The 18,589-nt window shown below is 25.6% G+C and carries 16 protein-coding genes; 9 read left to right on the top strand and 7 right to left on the bottom strand.

Annotated elements, in window-relative coordinates:
- Window positions 1–230 precede the first annotated feature (230 nt).
- Window positions 231–2,147: a molecular chaperone HtpG gene (htpG, locus tag BHAMNSH16_RS03090; protein ID WP_039953882.1), complete on the top strand. Its 1,917-nt coding sequence runs from the start codon at window positions 231–233 to the stop codon at window positions 2,145–2,147.
- A 158-nt stretch (window positions 2,148–2,305) separates the two neighbouring features.
- The gene (locus tag BHAMNSH16_RS03085) at window positions 2,306–2,743 is read left to right on the top strand and encodes a PepSY-like domain-containing protein (protein ID WP_241033643.1); all 438 of its coding nucleotides are present in this window, start codon (window positions 2,306–2,308) and stop codon (window positions 2,741–2,743) included.
- Window positions 2,744–3,009: 266 nt separating this feature from the next.
- On the opposite strand, the gene BHAMNSH16_RS03080 is transcribed toward BHAMNSH16_RS03085, so the two are convergent.
- From BHAMNSH16_RS03080 to BHAMNSH16_RS03070, 3 genes are all read right to left on the bottom strand, one after another.
- Window positions 3,010–3,681 (bottom strand): hypothetical protein, encoded by a 672-nt coding sequence (locus tag BHAMNSH16_RS03080; protein WP_008728384.1) that lies wholly within the window; start codon window positions 3,679–3,681, stop codon window positions 3,010–3,012.
- A 20-nt stretch (window positions 3,682–3,701) separates the two neighbouring features.
- Entirely contained in the window at window positions 3,702–4,127 is a 426-nt protein-coding gene (locus BHAMNSH16_RS03075) for a PepSY-like domain-containing protein (protein WP_008728386.1), read from the bottom strand.
- A gap of 74 nt (window positions 4,128–4,201) precedes the next feature.
- Window positions 4,202–4,540, bottom strand: coding sequence for a hypothetical protein (locus BHAMNSH16_RS03070; RefSeq protein ID WP_008728387.1), 339 nt, complete (start codon window positions 4,538–4,540; stop codon window positions 4,202–4,204).
- Between the two features lie 143 nt (window positions 4,541–4,683).
- Between BHAMNSH16_RS03070 and BHAMNSH16_RS03065 the strand changes: the two genes are divergently transcribed.
- From BHAMNSH16_RS03065 to BHAMNSH16_RS03055, 3 genes are all read left to right on the top strand, one after another.
- A complete protein-coding gene (locus BHAMNSH16_RS03065; protein WP_069731784.1) occupies window positions 4,684–6,123 on the top strand; it encodes a hypothetical protein in 1,440 nt (479 codons plus the stop codon).
- A gap of 80 nt (window positions 6,124–6,203) precedes the next feature.
- Window positions 6,204–7,133 carry a sigma-70 family RNA polymerase sigma factor gene (locus BHAMNSH16_RS03060; protein ID WP_008726939.1) on the top strand — a complete coding sequence of 310 codons (930 nt, stop codon included), beginning with the start codon at window positions 6,204–6,206 and terminating at the stop codon, window positions 7,131–7,133.
- A gap of 94 nt (window positions 7,134–7,227) precedes the next feature.
- A complete protein-coding gene (locus tag BHAMNSH16_RS03055; protein WP_008726938.1) occupies window positions 7,228–8,103 on the top strand; it encodes a hypothetical protein in 876 nt (291 codons plus the stop codon).
- A gap of 313 nt (window positions 8,104–8,416) precedes the next feature.
- Here BHAMNSH16_RS03055 and BHAMNSH16_RS03050 read toward each other — a convergent pair whose 3' ends face one another.
- Window positions 8,417–9,160: a basic amino acid ABC transporter substrate-binding protein gene (locus BHAMNSH16_RS03050; RefSeq protein ID WP_069731785.1), complete on the bottom strand. Its 744-nt coding sequence runs from the start codon at window positions 9,158–9,160 to the stop codon at window positions 8,417–8,419.
- A gap of 202 nt (window positions 9,161–9,362) precedes the next feature.
- Between BHAMNSH16_RS03050 and BHAMNSH16_RS03045 the strand changes: the two genes are divergently transcribed.
- Window positions 9,363–10,130: a biotin--[acetyl-CoA-carboxylase] ligase gene (locus BHAMNSH16_RS03045; protein ID WP_008726936.1), complete on the top strand. Its 768-nt coding sequence runs from the start codon at window positions 9,363–9,365 to the stop codon at window positions 10,128–10,130.
- 23 nt (window positions 10,131–10,153) lie between these two features.
- Window positions 10,154–10,390 (top strand): hypothetical protein, encoded by a 237-nt coding sequence (locus BHAMNSH16_RS03040; RefSeq protein WP_008726935.1) that lies wholly within the window; start codon window positions 10,154–10,156, stop codon window positions 10,388–10,390.
- A gap of 223 nt (window positions 10,391–10,613) precedes the next feature.
- On the opposite strand, the gene BHAMNSH16_RS03035 is transcribed toward BHAMNSH16_RS03040, so the two are convergent.
- From BHAMNSH16_RS03035 to BHAMNSH16_RS03025, 3 genes are all read right to left on the bottom strand, one after another.
- On the bottom strand, window positions 10,614–12,278 hold the full coding sequence (locus BHAMNSH16_RS03035; protein WP_069731786.1) for an ABC transporter permease: 1,665 nt from the start codon (window positions 12,276–12,278) through the stop codon (window positions 10,614–10,616).
- A gap of 154 nt (window positions 12,279–12,432) precedes the next feature.
- On the bottom strand, window positions 12,433–13,446 hold the full coding sequence (locus tag BHAMNSH16_RS03030) for an ABC transporter substrate-binding protein (RefSeq protein WP_039954998.1): 1,014 nt from the start codon (window positions 13,444–13,446) through the stop codon (window positions 12,433–12,435).
- Window positions 13,447–13,469: 23 nt separating this feature from the next.
- Window positions 13,470–14,507, bottom strand: coding sequence for an ABC transporter substrate-binding protein (locus BHAMNSH16_RS03025; protein ID WP_008731828.1), 1,038 nt, complete (start codon window positions 14,505–14,507; stop codon window positions 13,470–13,472).
- 190 nt (window positions 14,508–14,697) lie between these two features.
- Between BHAMNSH16_RS03025 and BHAMNSH16_RS03020 the strand changes: the two genes are divergently transcribed.
- A complete protein-coding gene (locus BHAMNSH16_RS03020) occupies window positions 14,698–15,810 on the top strand; it encodes a hypothetical protein (protein ID WP_008731827.1) in 1,113 nt (370 codons plus the stop codon).
- Window positions 15,811–15,881: 71 nt separating this feature from the next.
- Window positions 15,882–18,587, top strand: a complete 2,706-nt coding sequence (locus BHAMNSH16_RS03015; protein ID WP_088859731.1) for a DEAD/DEAH box helicase family protein — start codon at window positions 15,882–15,884, stop codon at window positions 18,585–18,587.
- Window positions 18,588–18,589 lie beyond the last annotated feature (2 nt).

Genomic DNA, 18,589 nt, shown 5'->3' with positions numbered 1-18,589 from the left:
AATTTAAAAAAAATTATTATTTATATAAAATTAATTGGATAATTATTTATGATTAAAATAAAATATTTGCTTTTTTTTAAATTTTTATTATAATTGTAAAATATTCATAAACTTTTTACTTTTTTGATTTTTAGCTTTTTTATATTTAGACTTTATATATTCCAACTTTACTTTATTATATTTTATCTTTAACCTATAAAGAATTTTTTATAAATGAAGGAGTTTATATTATGGCAGAAAAACAAATACTAAATTTTGAAGCCGAAACTAAACAAATATTAAATTTAATGGTGCATTCTATATACACTCATAAAGAAATATTTTTAAGAGAGCTTATATCAAATGCAAGCGATGCATTAGACAAAGCGAGATTTGAATCTATAACAAACAGCGATAAATATAAAGATATAGATAATTTAAGAATAAAAATAGAAGTAGATGAGCAAAACAGAGTATTAACTATAAAAGATAACGGTATCGGTATGACTAGAGAGGATGTTATCAATAATATAGGCTCTATTGCAAGAAGCGGTACTAAGGCATTTTTAGAGAAAATACAAAAGGATAAAGAGGCATCAAAAGAAAGCGGAATTGATTTAATAGGGCAGTTCGGAGTTGGTTTTTATTCTGCTTTTATGGTTGCTGATAACATTGTAATAGAAACAAAACATGTTGATAGCGAAAAAGGCGTACGCTGGGAAAGTAATGGAGATGGTTCATACTCTATAGAAGATATTGATAAACAGGATAGAGGAACTACTATAATTTTAAAATTAAAAGGAAAAGATGAAAAATTAGAAGAAGACGGTTTTATTGATGATGATTATTGTAATAGATATACTTTAGAAAGTTTAATACATAAATATTCTAATTATGTTCATTATCCTATAGTTATGGATATGCCTATATCTAAAAAGGACGAAAAAGAAGTTCAGCAGTATGAAGAGAAAACTATTAACTCTATGATAAGTATTTGGCAGAAATCAAAAAGCGATGTTAAGCCAGAAGAATATAATGAGTTTTATAAAGAACATTTTCATGATTATGCTGATCCTTTCGAGGTTATACATACTAAAGCAGAAGGTACTATAGAATATACTGCACTTTTATTTATACCTTCAAAAGCTCCTTTCAATTTCTTACACCCTGATTTTGAAAGAGGACTTGAACTTTATTCTAGAAATGTATTTATAATGAGTAAATGCAAAGACTTACTTCCTGAATATTTAAAATTTGTAAGAGGATTAGTTGATTCTCCAGACTTTTCACTTAATATTTCAAGAGAGATTTTGCAGCATAGCACTCAATTAAAAAGAATAGCTTCTAATATTGAAAAGAAAATTTTAGATGCTTTAGAAAATATACTTAAAAACGATAGAAAAAGATATGAGAAATTCTTTAAAGAGTTCGGTGAATCTATCAAAATAGGAATATACTCTGATTTCAGCAAAAAAGATAAACTTGCAAATCTTTTGTTATTTGAATCCTCTAATACAGCAGAAGGAGATTATACAACATTAGCAGAATACAAATCAAGAATGAAAGAAGGTCAGGAGTTTATATATTATGCCGCTGCTAAGGATAAAGCCGCTATAGAAAAACTTCCTCACATGGAAGGAATGAAAGAGAAAGGCTATGAAGTGTTATACTTTACTGATAGAGTAGATGAGTTTATGATTAACATGATGAGAGAGTTTGACGGTACTAAACTTCATTCTATACTTCAGGCTGATAATTCTGAAAATAAAGATGAAAATAAAGACAGTGCTAATAAAGAAGTTCTTAATGCTATAAAAGATGTATTAGGTTCTGATAAAGTTGCAGAAGTAAGAGAGACTAACAGACTTAAAGAAAGTGTTGTATGTTTATCAAATAAAGAGGATTCTATCAGCTTTAATATGGCTAAAGTTTTGGCTGAAACAGGAAATAATATGTTTGGTATGAAGCCGGAAAGAGTATTAGAAATTAACACTTCTCATGATGTATTCAAAGCTATAGAAAAAGAATACAATGCTAATAAAGTTTCAGATACATTTAAAGAGTATAGTGAGCTTTTATACGATGAAGCATGCATACTTGAAGGACTTCCTCTTGAAGATCCAAAACTATTTGCAAGCAGAATGAGCAAATTAATGCTTAAATTATAAATCATTAAAAATAAATAATTTATAAAAAAATAATAAAAGGCTTGAGTTTTTAATACTTGAGCCTTTTTCAATTTTAAATCAAATTTTTTTTATTTTATTGGGAACTTTTTATATAAAAATTCGTCTAATAAGTTAAATAAATTTAAGGAGTTCATATTATGAATATGAAAAAGAATATTATTATGACTATTGCATTGATTTTCGTTTTGCAAATCACTGCATTCTCTCAGTATTATGGTCAGTATGATAATAACATATCACAAAAAACTATGTCTTTTATCAAATCTGCCTACCCTAATACCCAAGTTTTTAAATTAAAAGGAAGCAAAGAAGGCGGATACAAAGTAACATTATCAAATGGGGCAAAAATAGATTTTTCATATTCTGGAGAATGGGTTAATGTAGATGGAAAATATAATGGAGTTCCTGAAAATATTATACCAAGAAGTGTTTTAAGCACTATAAAAAATACATACCCTCAATCTATAGTAGTGAAAATAAAAAGAGAATGGGGCAATTATAAAGTAAAATTAAATAATGGTATGGAATTATTAATATCCGAAAACGGACAATTATTCGGACAAAGATATAAATAAAATAAATAATTTATAATAGGCTGTAATTTTCATATATTGCAGCCTTTTTATTTTTTGTAATTTATTTCTCGCCCATTTTTATTTATAGCTATATATGCATCAGAAATTTTATTTATATTTAAACTCATACCCGCACAAGCGTTTTTTAATTGATTGGCTTTAACATCACGCGGTAAAAAATATTAAAATTTATAGTTTACATTATGATTATTGTGTATCTATATTTTTAGAACTAGTTTAACGCGTGGTTTAAAATTTATTATTTTCTACCTAAAGAAAGATGCATATCTATAAGCTATTTGTAATCCTAAATCTAAATTTCCGTACGCTTCGCCTTTTGTAATTTCTGGTATATCTGTATTTATAAGCCTAAATCCCCAATCATATCCTAAATATAATCCAATAGCTATAGCCATGTCTTCTCTGAAAAATATATTATAATCGGCTACAAACTTTAAATATGTTCTAGGTTTTAGGTTACCTCCTAAATTATAATCTTTTCCTTTATATCGTAATGTTATACCAGGACCTAAAGAAAGTCTTATTCCTATATCCAAACCTAAAGAGAAATTTCCTATATAAACCTTAGGCATTCCTCCAAAAGTAAGTGAATTAGCCTCATAAATATAATTAATGTTTATATTATTTTTATGAATGCTTGTTTTATTATATGAATAAGAAAAAGTACCTAAAAAACTCATGCTCACTAAATCACTTATCCCTAAATAATATCCTAATCCTATACCAACGCCACCTTGAAAATTTACTTCATTGCCTGCAGGCTCATATTGAGGAATACTGCCATGAGGAATCATTATTCCCATTCCTATAGGCACATTAACATTAAAATCAAGTCCATGCCTTATAGCATAAACATTATTAGAAATAGTTAATATTATAATTAATAAATATATTATGATATAATGTTTTTTTATCATGATTTCTCCAATTTTTATTTTTAATCATCAAATTTCTGTCCTAAAAGCTGTCCGCTGCTAGCATCTATATAAAGCTCCATCATATTATTGAGTTTTACTTCGTATATATTCCATTTCTTTTTGATTTTAGTTATTACTGTATTTGGATAAGTTTTAGCTACTGTATTTGCTACAGATTGAGGAAGTATATTTGAAGGCAAAGCAGTATAATTTCCATCTATCTCTTTTAATTCACCATTTCTGAAGAACTCTATTTCAACTCCGTTGTCTAAAGCTATTTCATAAGTCTTTCTATCCATTTCAACATATATAATTGCTGTATTTTGGAAATGTGTTTTTATAAATTGAAGTATATTGCTCGGCAGCTGATTTGGAGCAATATACATTCCGTCAGCGTATGCGAAAATAGACACTGTTAAAAATAATAATATTATTTTCTTATTCATGTTTCCTCTTGTTTTTATTTTCTAATTAGCATCATAAGTCTTTTCTGCAATTAGCATTCCTGCAAAATCTATAATTATCTAAACTTATTACATACATATTCCATATTTTTTATATTTATAATTGCAGCATTAGGATTCGTTACAGTATTTAATACTTTTTTATCTATGAAGTTTATGTGTGTAAGTGATGAATTACCATTTAGTTTCTGACAATATTCGTCTAAATCAAAATGTACTGCTATATCATCATTGAGCATCACTTCATAAAATTCAGATGTTTTATATATACTTATTATATTATTATAATTAATATAGTCATTTATAAAATAAACCGATTTTTTAGGAATCAAATTATCGTATGGAAATAAGACCATGTTAATAAGAATAAATAATAATATTACTGTTTTTTTCATTTTTTTAACGCTATACCATAAATATAACAAAAATTGTATAAATATCAACATAAATAATTATTTAAAAAAATAAAAATAAACTAGTAATTAATGTAAAATGATATAAAATATTAGCAAGTATAATTTGTTAATGGAATAGCTATATGATAGTAGATTTAAAAAAATATTCTTTAATAGATTTGCCGCAAATAAAGAGTAATATCGACAGCATAAAAGATATGCATCTGGATATTATCATTATTAGTGAAGATGGTATATTAAGTGTAGTACCTTGCGAACAAATAGAAGATGTTTTATCCCAATTAGATGAATCACAATATATTAAGAGAGTTTCAATTTATGTGGATAAATCATTAATTTCAATAATCGGCAAGCAATTAGCTATAGATTTAAATAAACAGCATGCTGATATACATGATATTAATATATTTTATTCATTGTATAAGAACTGCAAATTTGAAACTGATAAAGAATACTATGATACGCATTTTAATGAATTAATATCAATAAGAAATATAGAAAGAATAGATTATCTAAAAGAATTATTTAATAAATTAAAATTATTTATAACACAGAATAAAATAGATTTGGAATTAGCGAAATTAATAGGAAATATTTTAACAGATATAGGTATCATAGAAAGATTAAATTTGATATACCATTTAAATTATATAAAACAGAATAATATATCGGATTTAAAAAACTATCAAAATGTTAAGAAAGATGATCTTCTTTTTGCAGATATTATAGGTACTATAGTTAATATATTAGATAAAGAGCATAGTGATAAGGTTATATTCAATAATATTTCATCATTTAAAGATGATAATGTAATATGCCATAGCAACAGAGTATTTATTATGATGGTAGAGTTTTTATATTATTATAATGATGAGATATCAAGAGGCGTAGCTTCTAAATTAAGAGTAGATTATAAAAAGAAATATTATTCATATTATAATGAAATAGGTAAAAAATATAATTTACTTACTAAAGCGGATAGAATAGAAGATATATCTAAAGTAGGTTTTAGAAAAATAGAGCAAAATGAGATAAAGTATTATGCCAGAGCTGCTTTTTGGCATGATATAGCACTTGTAGATATACTTCCTAATATTCCTATAGTGAGCAGTAATGAAGGAGATAATCATGCTGTATTAGGATTCAATTTGCTTAAATATTGTATGGCACAGAATGAATATACATATACTACAGTAGGACTTCATCATGAATATTATGGAAATGGATATGGTATATTTACAAATATGTATAATAAACAGTTTTCAAATAAAAGTTATAATAATAATATAGAAAACATATTAACTTATGATGCTAATGATATTGATAATTTAACGGCATTATCATATTTTCCTGCTAAAGCTTTGGAGATAGTAGATTCTTATGATAGTTTATATACTAGAATATCCAAGGATAGTTCGGGAAATATAGCGAATGAAGTAATATCTTATATGTATGAAAATTTTTTAGGATATGATGTAAGGATTGACCCTATCATTTTTTATATATTTATTAGATATTTAGAAAATGTTAGGAATGCTCATATATTTGACTGCCCTTTATAATTAAATATTTATTATATACTTGACAATTTACAAAAATCTTATATCCTAATAGTAATGTTTTTTTGTTTTAGGGAAAGTAATTGTTAAAAAAAGATATTAATCAAGAGTATAAGGGACCTGTTAGCGTATATTTAAAGCAAATAGGTGAAATAAGAAGACTCACTAAAGAAGAAGAACTTGATTTATGGCAGCGTCTTGAAGTTTGCCGGGATAATAGAGCAGCATTAGAAAATAATGATGATGCAGAATCTTTAAAAAAAATAGAAGAGATAGATAAAGAAATAGATTCTATACAGCATAAACTTGTAAAATCTAATTTGAGACTCGTAATAAGCATAGCAAAGAGATATTATAACAGCGGAGTACCTTTTATTGATATAATAGATGAGGGTAATATCGGTCTTATAGAGGCGGTTAAAAGATTTGAATATAAAAAAGGATTTAAATTTTCTACTTACGGTGTTTGGTGGATAAAGCAGAGCATAGTTAAAGAAATATCAAGCAAAAGGCATATTATAAGATTTCCTATGCATATAGCAAGGCTGATAAAAAAGAGCATACAAACTTCAAAAATACTTACTCAAAAATTGGGCAGAGAGCCTACTATAGATGAAATAGCTAAAGAAATGAAAATAGATAGAAAAACTCTCTCGTATATAATGATATTTACTCAGGATACTGCTAGTGTTGATTCTTTTTTCAGAAATTCGGATAATAATGATATGACTTCTATTATAGAAGATAAAAATTTCCCTTCACCGCATCAGAAAGCATTTATGGATAGTTTGAGAGATACTTTAACAGAGGCACTTAAATGCTTAGATGAAAAAGAAAGAACTGTAATTATATCAAGATACGGATTATACGGAAAAGAGGCTAAAACTCTTGAAGATACAGGAAAAGAATTAAATATTACAAGAGAAAGAGTAAGACAGATTCAAATAAAGGCTATAAAGAAACTTGCGGGGCTTAATTTATCTAAAGAATTAAAAAGTTTCTTATGGGATTAAATAATTTTCATCTTATAATTATATTTTTTTATTAAACAATTTATATTTTTACCGAAAAATTAATATAATAATTTATAATCATGGATGGGAATTTATGTCTAACGAAATGAAAGCAAAATTAAAACCTATAATTATAATAGTAATATTACTTGTAGTTTTAGCTGCGGGTTTTTTTATTACTAAAAGTATATTGAGCAGCAATAATATACCTGTTCTAGATTTTGGGTCTTCTGATACTAATGATATGCCTGAAGATACTTTAACAACAGATGATATATTCGGTGAGGATATAACCCCTGAAGAAAAAGATTTCTTAGCTACAAATAATACTATATTATCAGATAATAATACTAATACTAAGTCAACAAATAAAGATTCTTCTATAAATCTTACAGACAGCGGATTATATGAAGCTGGAAATAATCTTGATATACCAGATATAAAACCTTCTGAAGTTAAGCCAAATAATAGCGGTTCAGCTTATACTTATAATACTGAAAATACAGTTTTAGTAACAAGTTCTAATACTCTTAGACCTAATAATAATAATATGATGATGGATGCAGCAGTTTCTGCTGAAACAAATGTGAGAATAAGTTCGTTTATCATTAATTATAATGACAGATTTGTTGCTACTAGAAATAATCCTGTTTTAATAACTTTAGCAGTAAAATCTCCTGCTGAAGGAAAATATGCTAAAATAAGAGTATATGCTAGAAGAGTAGATAATAATTATAATATATTAAGCAGAGATTTAGTATTCTATTTGCCTAAAATATATGTATTGGACGGACAGGCTCAGACACAATTCTACTTTGCAGGAAGAACTTCTGCAAGCGGAAATTATTTGCCTAAAGGAAGATACTTATTATATGCCGAAGCAGAAATTACAGATGCTAACGGCAGATCAATTGGAAAAACAGGAAGATATCCTGTTCCTCAATGGAATTATGTTGTAACATTACAATAAAAAATATTTTGTTGTGATGCATAAAACTCCTCAGTATTAAAAAAATATTGGGGAGTTTTTGTTATATGATAATTATTTTTATATAATTTTAACTCATTCTTTTTGTTTATTATAATATCTGAAACTTATTTTATTGATGTTTTTGTTATAATACTATTAACTTTCTGATAATTAAGTTTAGTATATAAATATTCCTAAGTTTTTAATATGTTTATAAAAACTAATAAAGAACCTATAAAAAATCTATGCAGCTTAATTTAATAAAAAATTAAACCGCATAGATTAAACACTTTTTAATTTAATTTATGTAAAATTATTGAAAGTTCTTTTCTATTAATTTTTCATAAGTACCATTTGTCATTATTTGAGAAAGTCCTGCATTTATTTTTTCTAAAAGTGCTGTATCATCTTTTCTTACAGCAATAGCATAATCTTCTTTTACTGCATCGCTTTCTATTAATTTTATATCTTCATTATATTTAGCAAAATTTTTACAAGGCTCTTTATCAAATACTACAGCTGATATTTTCTTTTCTTTCAAAGCAAGTACAGCAGCAGCACCTGTATCAAATTTTTCATTATTTACACCTGCTTTTTCAGTCATTATAGTATCTCCTGTAGTGCCTATAACAACCCCGATATTTTTTCCAACTAAATCATCAAATGTTTTTATTGTATCATCATCTTTATGAACTAGCATAACCTGACTTGAAACATAATAAGGCTCTGAGAAATTAACAGATAATTTTCTTTCCTCAGTAACAGTCATAGCAGCTATTATAGCATCTATTTTTTTTCTCTGAAGTGCAGGAAGAAGTCCGTTAAACTGCATATGAGTAAACTCCACATTCAATCCTGATAATTTTGCAATCTCGCTCATTATATCATAATCGAATCCGCCTATTTGTCCATCACTATTCAAATAACCGAAAGGAGGAAAATCAACATCTATTCCAACATATATTTGTTTGTTTTCCGTTTCTGATGTTTTTGAACCGCCGCATGACATAATGATTATTGAAGAAATAACCATTAATAAGATTAGTATTTTTTTCATTTTTTACCTCTTTTTATATAAATAGTTGTATATCAGATAAATAACTATTTATAGTATTTTTAATAAAAATAATACTATAAATAGTATAAATGTCAAGTATAAAATATCGTAAAACTCAGTTTTTTATAAGTATTATTATATATTGAGAAAAATATATTTATTGCAATATTGATATAATGTTTATTTAATATATAATAAAAATATGAAAGTTAACATATTTACAGAAAATTTAAATACTAAAATATACGGACAGAATACTTTATTATTTGAATCATTAGAAAGTACAAATAAAAAAATGATAGAAGATTTAAATAATGGCATGAAGTTAGAAGAGGGCAGTGTATATATAGCATTAGTACAGACATCCGGAAAGGGCAGCTATGGTAATAAATGGGAATCAAATAATGATTTAGGATTATGGTTTAGTATTTTAGTTTATTCTCCTTATAGAAAAGAGGCTTTAAGTTTTTTGCCGGGTATAGCATTGAGTAAATGTTTAAGAGAGAAATATAATGTTGATGCTCATGTTAAATGGCCTAATGATGTTTTGGTAGATAATAAAAAAATATCAGGAACCCTTATACAAGTTGCACCTTATGAAAATATAAATGCATGTGTCATAGGAACAGGAGTTAATTTATATCAAAGCAGGGAAGATTTTGATTTGAGTATAAGAAATAAAGCTACTTCATTGTATATAGAAACTAATAAAAAGGTTAAATTAGAAAGTTTTTATAAAGATTTGATTTATTATTTTGAAGATATTTATACAGGAAGTAAAAAATTATCAGAATATTTTAAAGAGTATAGTAAAATGATAGGTAAAACCATAAAGGCTCTAAAAGATAATTCTGAAATATACGCTTATGTAAAAGGAATAACCGAAGAAGGATATTTACAAGTTGAAGTTAATGGGAAAGATGAAACTTGGATATCCAGAGCTTCTCTAGATATAGATACAAATTATTAAAAATTAATAAATGGAAGGTAATTATGAGAAAACCAATACCATACAAAAAACCTGAAGAGAAAAAACATATAAATAAAAAGAGATTATTTCTTCTTATCATATTTGAAATAATTATTATAATACTTTCAATAGTTACTACAGCTATAATATCATTATTATTCGGCATTAATCCGTATATAAGTGCGGGAATAAGTGCTGCGATACTTGTGATATTTAGTATATTTGTTGCTAGGGAGTTTTTACTTAGTATTAATAAATGATATAAGAATAAAAAATACCTACCATATAATAAATGGGGTTTATTATGGTAGGCTTTTTAAGAAAACATATGATAAAAAATAAAAACAATCTACAATGTATAGTATACTATATATGGTTTTTGTCAAGATAAATTTTTAAAATATTAAAAAAATAAATGATATAAATTTAATAAATATTTATTTTTATATTACATATAATACAAATAAATAGCATGTTATATTATTATAATGTAATTTCTTTTTTACTGCTGATTTTAAAAAATATAATAAGCGATATAATAGTTGTTAGAGTAAGTATTGTAGAAAGTGCGGCTGCAGTTCCGTAACTAGCCCTTATAACTTCCTGATAAATTGCTACGGACATAGTTCTTGATTTAGTTGTATAAAGAATAACAGATGAGCTTAATTCATTAATAACTGTTATCCAGCTAAGTATTGCTCCTGATAATACGCCTGAGAGCATTAATTTTGCTGTTATATTAAAAAAAGTTTTTATTTCTGAAGCCCCCAAACTTATAGAAGCTTCATCAACATTTTTATCTATTTGATAAAGTATGGCAGAGCTAGATCTTAAAGTATAAGGAAGTCTTCTTATTACTAATGATATTATAATAATTATGGAGCTGCCTGTTAATATTATTGGAGGTTTATTGAATGCTGTTAAAAATGTTATTCCGAGTACAGAGCCGGGTATTATATATGGGAACATTGATACTATATCTATTATGTTAGTAAATATATTTTTTCTTCTGATTGTTATGTATGCTGTGAGCATTCCTATAACTATTATTATTAATATTGTTATTATTCCATATATGTATGTATTCTTTATTGAAGAAGCTAGGGAATGAAATATTGTTGCATAGCTTTCAAAAGAAAATTGATTTGTAAAAACGGATCTGTTTGTTTTTAAGAATGAAGTATATATTACTGTAATTTGAGGAAGTATAGAAACTAAAACTAAAATATATATTATGCTATGAATTAATATAGATTTTATACCTTTTATATTTTTTGATTTTATGCTGTTCATAGAATTCATAGAATATGATCTTTTATTTACAATATATTTTTGAAATATAAACATCATAGTTGTGATTATTACCATTATAACCGACATAGATGCTGAAAAATTAGCATTACTTCCTACTTCGCTTATGAATTCTGAATATATCATAGTAGGCATAGTTCTATATCCCTCTCCTATAAGCATAGGTGTTCCAAAATCAGCCAATGCATTCATAAATACAATTAGACCAGCTGAAACTATAGTTGGTTTTATTAATGGTATAGTTACAGTCATATTTCGCACAAAACTAGAAGCTCCCAAGTTTTCAGAAGCTTCTAAAAGTACATTATCTATTTTACCCAAAGCCCCGTAAATATACATAAATATAAATGGATATAATTTCAGAGAAAAAACTAAAAGTATTCCGTCAAAACCATATATATTTGGTATATTAATACCTATATATGAGAAAAATCTTGTAATAACTCCATTTCTTCCAAGAAGAAGTATCCAAGAATAAGCCCCTATAAATGCAGGAGACATCATAGATATAATTATGAGAATTTCTATGATTCGCTTGCCTTTTAAATTATACATCTTCATACAGTATGCTAAAGGTGTACCTATTAGTACAGCAAGTATCGTTACAGAAGTTGTTACTGCAAAACTATTTATTAATGTACTGTAATAATATTTTTTGGTGAAAAATCTTATAAAATTATTTAATGTCCAAGCATCAGTTTTTACATCTTTAAAACTGCTTAAAAATAATGAAAACAATGGATAGACTAAAAATAAAGCAAAAATAAATGTTATTATTATAGTAATATATGTCCAAAAGTCCATTTTTTTTAATATAGTTTTAATTTTGTTTTTCATAATAATTTTCTCTTTATTATGTTAAAATATATAAAATATACTTTTTCTATTTTTAATATTATATATTTTGAAAAGAAAAATATACTTAATGAAAAATTATTAACTATAAACATTTTTCATGCTTTGCAGTAACTTAGAAATGTATATAAATATTTTAGATGCCTGTAACTATATTTTTAAATTTTTCAAGCCAAGCATCTTTGTTTTTATCAACCATTTCTTCGTCTTCTTTTATATCATTTATATTTTCAAGAGGCATAAGTATTTGAGAACCTTCTAAATTTTTTATTATTGCCCTTGTGAATAATTCATCATTAATGATTTTTTGTGCATCATAGCTTGTTACATAATCTACAAACTTTTTGGCATTTTCTAAATTTTTAGCATTTTTTATTATAGCCATAGAATGTGCTTTAGTTAGTACACCTTCTTTCATGTATATAACATCTATAGGAGAGCCTGTATGTATATAGTTGGCAGCTGCACTTTCAAATGTAAGTCCTACAGCATATTCTCCGTCAGCAACGCCTTTATATACGGCAGAAGAACTGCTTAAAAGTTTGCCGTCTAAATTGGCATATAATTTTTCTACATAATCCCATCCATTTTCAGGATTGCCATTACCCATAGCATAAAGCATATTAACTAACTGTTCAAAAGATGATGATGAAGTAGTAGGATCATTAAATGCTATTTGTCCTTTCAAAGATGGATTAAGCAAATCAGCATAGCCTTCTATTTTTATGTCTTTTATTAAATTTGTATTTATTATCAATACGCTTGGACTAAGCATAAAGCCTGTTATGTATTTTTCTTTGCTTCTGTAATCCTCATATATATTGTCATAATTTGTTGTAACATAATCTTCAAAAAGCTCTGAATTATATTTCAATATATTTTCATTAGCAGCAAAAAATATATCGCCTAAAGGATCATTTTTTTCGGCTTCTATTCTTTTTATTATTTCAGCGGTACCTGCTATAATAATTTCTACATTTATGTCAGGATTTTTTTTATTAAATTCTTCTACAAGTCTGTCAATAAAAAATCTAGTGGCAGGAGTATATATTACTAGACTATTCATGTTTTCCTCTTTTTTACTGGAACATGAGGAAATTAATATTACTGCAATCAAAGATACTAAAAATAATTTAATGATGTTTTTCATATTTTTACCCTCGTTTTTATTTTTTATAATTTATCTGTAATTATATTTTTAAATTTTTCAAGCCAGCTCTCCTGATTCTCTTTTACAAAATTATCTATATATTCTAATTCCTCATTTGAAGTGATAGCGTTGATATTTTTTATATCAACTAATATAGGAGAACTTCCCAAATCTTTTCTCACAGCTCTTGCATTAAGCTCATCATTCATTTTTTTTTGAGTATCAAAGCTAGTCATATAATCCAAAAACTTTTTAGCGTTTTCCATATTTTTAGCATTCTTTATTATATATATGCCTGCCGGCTCCATTATAACACCCTCTTTCATATATACCAATTTTACAGGCGAACCAGAAGCAGCATAATTGGCAGCAGCATTTTCAAATGTAAGTCCTACAGTATATTCCCCATCAGCAACACCTTTATATACTGCAGAAGAACCTGTAAGTAATTTTCCATCCAAATTATCGCATAATTTATTAACATAATCCCAACCTTTATTAATATCATCTTTTCCCATTGTATATAACATAGTAACTAAATGTTTAAAAGATGATGATGAAGATGAAGGATCATTAAAGGCTATTTTACCTTTTAATTGTTCATTAGTTAAATCAGAATAACCTTCTATATTGATATTTCCTACGAGATTAGTATTTACTATTAAAACGCTTGGGCTAATCATAAATCTTGTCATAGAGCCTTCTGCATTTTTATAGCTGTCTAGTATTTCATTTTCATTTGTTGATGTGTAATTTTCAAATAAATCCTGATTATTCTTTACCAAATTAATATTAGCTGCCATTAAGACATCACATAATGGATCATTTTTTTCGGTTTCTATTCTTTTTATTAATTCGCCTGTTCCGGCTATTATTACTTCTACTTCTATATTTGGATTTTTACTTTTGAAATCTTCTATTAATGGATCTATGAAATCCCTTGATGAAGGTGAATATATTACTAAAGATGATTTTTTTGATGTGTTCTCATTGCCGCCGCATGACAATATCATTATAGAAATTATCAAAATTATCATTATTCTATTAGCAAAAAGTTTCATGGTTTTATCCGCAATTAATTTTGCAATAAAATATATTATATTATCTTTTTGTCAACAAAAAAATAAACTTTTATCACTATAAATTAACAAATTATAGCAAAAAAGTTTACATAATAAAAAAATGCTAATAAAAGTTATCATAATATCGATAATTATGTTAACACTTTAATTTTAGGATTATAATATATCTATGAAAAGCAAAATAGCTGACAGAGCATATACTCTTATAAAAAAAAGGAAATATAAAAAAGCAAAGAATTTACTTCTTAGTAATAAAGTTAAAATTTCTCATGATGCAGATGCCCTTGCTATGCTTTCATTTGCTGATATATTTTTAAAAGATTTTTACGGTGCTGAGGAACTTTCAAGAAAGGCACTTAGAGAAGATAATTTTTGTTTTAATGCTATGCTTGCCAAGGCTTATGTGAGTTTACATAACGGACACAGAGAAAATGCATTGAGAGAATATTTCAGAATATTAGATTTAGATCCCGAAAATAGAATTGCAAAAGACAATATAGAGAGAATAAGATTTTTAACTAATAATGCAAAAGGCGATGAGATAAATCCAAGAGCATATTTACTCGGCAAAAAAAAGTTATCAATGTCAAGATTTTTAGTTCTCATACCTATAGCATTTGTACTTACCTTTTTATCATACATTACAATAGACAGAGTATATCCTAAAATAAGATATGTACTTCTTGATAAAGATCAAAAAGAGTTAAGAGAAAAACTTGAGAATGTTTACTTATTCGAGGGACTTGAAGACGGAAAGATTCCAGATAGTGCCAAAAGTCCTACATACTCTCCGCGTGAAGTAGCCGAGATGTTTGATAAGGCTAAAAACAATATGAGAAGTGCATCTGTTAATGAAGCTGTTATGATAATAAACGGGGCATTAAAAAGCGACATTAACGAATATTTAAAAGAAAGGTTCAGAGTGCTTAAAGAATTTGTAATAGCACCAGATTATAATATATTCAGAGAGAGTCCTAGTTATCTTACAGTAGCTGAAAATTATGACCTATACAATGGCGGATATGTGAAATGGAAAGCCGATGTAAACAGAGTAACTCAGACTAATATTGACGGCATACCAAAAAAGAAAGCAAGAATATTAATTTACGACACTAATGACAAAGACATTGCAGGTGTCGCTGATTTAATCGTGAATGTAACTGTAACATTAGAGCCTAAAAACTATATAGAAGTTTACGGCAAGATTTTGGGTTATGATGCCAAACAAAAATCAATACAGCTTGAAGGTCAGATTATAAAGCATTTGCCTAAGAAGAAGTAAAAAATAAATCTCTAAATATGTTATGTAAACTTTACGATATATTAAAATACTTTATTAATAAAGGTATTTAAATGTTATCTAATATGTTGCAAAATGTTATACAATCTGAGATAGGCAGAAAAACTATTGAAAAAATTGAAATACCTATTTCTATTACTAAAAATATAAAAAATACTTTAAGACCATATCAAATAAATAGTTTACAGTATTTTATAGCATATTTAAATGAATATGATAATAATAAAAATAAACATTTAATGTTTAATATGGCTACAGGAAGCGGTAAAACATTAATAATGGCTTCTTTGATACTTTATTTATATGAAAAAGGCTATAGAAATTTTTTATTCTTTGTAAATTCTGTAAATATTATAGATAAAACAAGAGAAAATTTTTTTAATATATCAAGTAATAAATATCTTTTTAATAGTGAAATAATAATTAATAATAAAAATATTGAAATAAAAGAAGTTAATAATTTTGATTATTCAGATGATTATAATATAAATATATTTGTAACTTCTATACAATATTTACATAATTTATTAAAAGAAAATAAAGAAAATGCTTTTGATATAACAAATTTACAAGATAAAAAGATTGTTATATTAGCAGATGAAGCACATCATTTTAATGCAGAAACATCTAAAAATAAAATTCCACAGAAAGAACTTTTTGAAGAAGAAAAATCAAATGAAAATTGGGAAAGTACTGTACAAACTATATTTCAATCTAACAAAGACAATTTTTTACTTGAATTTACAGCTACTATAGATTATGAAAACAAATCTATAGTTGATAAATATTTAGATAAAACAATATTTAAATATGATTTATTGAAATTCAGACAAGATTTATATTCTAAAGAAATTGATATAATACAAAATGATGTTGATAAAAAGTATTTAATGCTTGGTGCTGTTATACTTAGTGAATATAGGAGAGAAATTGCTTCAAATAATGGTATAGAGTTAAAACCAATAATTTTATTTAAAGCACATAAACTTATAAAAGAATCCCAAGCAAATCAGGAAATATTTAACGATTTAATAGACAATTTAAAAGAAAAAGATATTGATAAATTATACAAATCTAATCTTAAAGAAAATGATAAAAAGAATATTATATATAAATCTATAGAGTATTTTAAAGATAAATATAAATATTTTGATATATTTATAAGCCGTATAAAAGAGGCTTTTAAAAGAGAATATCAATTAATAACTAATGAAAAAACTAAACCATCAGAAGAAAAAAATGATAAAGACAGTAAGGAAATTTCAAAACAAAATAAATTATTAAATACTCTTGAAAATAAAGATAATCCTATAAGAGTTATTTTTAGTGTAAATAAATTAAATGAAGGCTGGGACGTTTTAAATTTATTTGATATAGTTAGATTATATGAAACAAGAGATGCAGATACAAAAAAGAAAAAGGCAGGTAAAACTACAATAAGCGAAGCTCAGTTAATAGGAAGAGGGGCAAGATATTATCCTTTAAGATTGGATTATTATAATGATGATGAAATATATAAAAGGAAATACGATAAAGATTTAGATAATGATAAAAGAATATTAGAAACATTATATTATCATAGTATAAAAGACAGCAGATATATATCAGAATTGAGAACTGTATTAAGAGAACATGGACTTTTAGATGATGTATACTGCAGAGAAGAAGATTTTAAACTAAAAGAAATTGTAGCAAAATATGCTGATACAAATTTTATATTTTCTAATAGAAAAGAAGAAAAAGCTAGGTTGTATAAAGAGGATAAAACATTAATAGGAAATAAAAAATCTTTTGAAGATATTAAATCTTATTTTAAAAATATAACATTAGAATATATTTGTAAAACAGGTTCAATAAAAGTAGAACATGCCATTAATGAAGAAGATAAAAATTTAACAGAAAGTGAAAAACTTAGAAATCTTAAAATAGAATCTTTAGGAAAGCCTAAGCATAAAAGTTTTGGAGATATTAAAGATTATATAAAAATTAATGCTTGGTATAAAATGAATTATGGATTTGATAAACTTAAACCTAAATTTCAAGATTTAAAAAATTTATATGAATTATTTTACCATTTAAGAGATATAAAATTTATTTTCTTCAATTTGAATGATAAATACATAAATATAAATGAAGAGTATATTAACTTTCTTACAAATGTATTTTATCCTAAATTAATTAAAATAATTGATGAAAATTATAGCGAATATATAGGAACAAAAGAGTTTTACCCTCAATTAATAAAAGATGTGTTCAGAGAAAAAAAGAAAAAGATATACAATGAAAAATTATGTGCTGATATGGGTAATATAGAATATTATGCACAAAATATTTTATATGCTGATAGCGATTTAGAAATATATTTCTCTACAAAACATATTTATGAGGTTATAGAATATTTAAAAGAAAAAGGCTATAACAATATATATTTATTTAGAAATGATCAAGATTTAGCTATATATAATTTTGATAATGGAACTGCTTTTTATCCTGATTTTATTTTAATATGCGAATATAAAAAAGAACAGATTCATTATCAAGTATTTTTAGAACCTAAAGGAAAACATTTAGAATCTTCACCAGAAGAAAAAGCAAAACAGGATTTTTTACTCTCTATAAAAAATAATAGTACTTTAAATAAAGATATTTTTGAACTTGATACAGATAAATACATTTTATTTGGTATGAGATTTTTTACAGATGATAATAGTAATTCTCAAAAATGGAATGATGAATTGAAAAATGAATTTAAAGGATAATT

Source organism: Brachyspira hampsonii, from assembly GCF_002214805.1.
Lineage (GTDB): Bacteria > Spirochaetota > Brachyspiria > Brachyspirales > Brachyspiraceae > Brachyspira > Brachyspira hampsonii.
The sequence above is the reverse complement of the archived record's forward strand: the minus strand, read 5'-3'. Positions and strand labels throughout refer to the sequence as shown.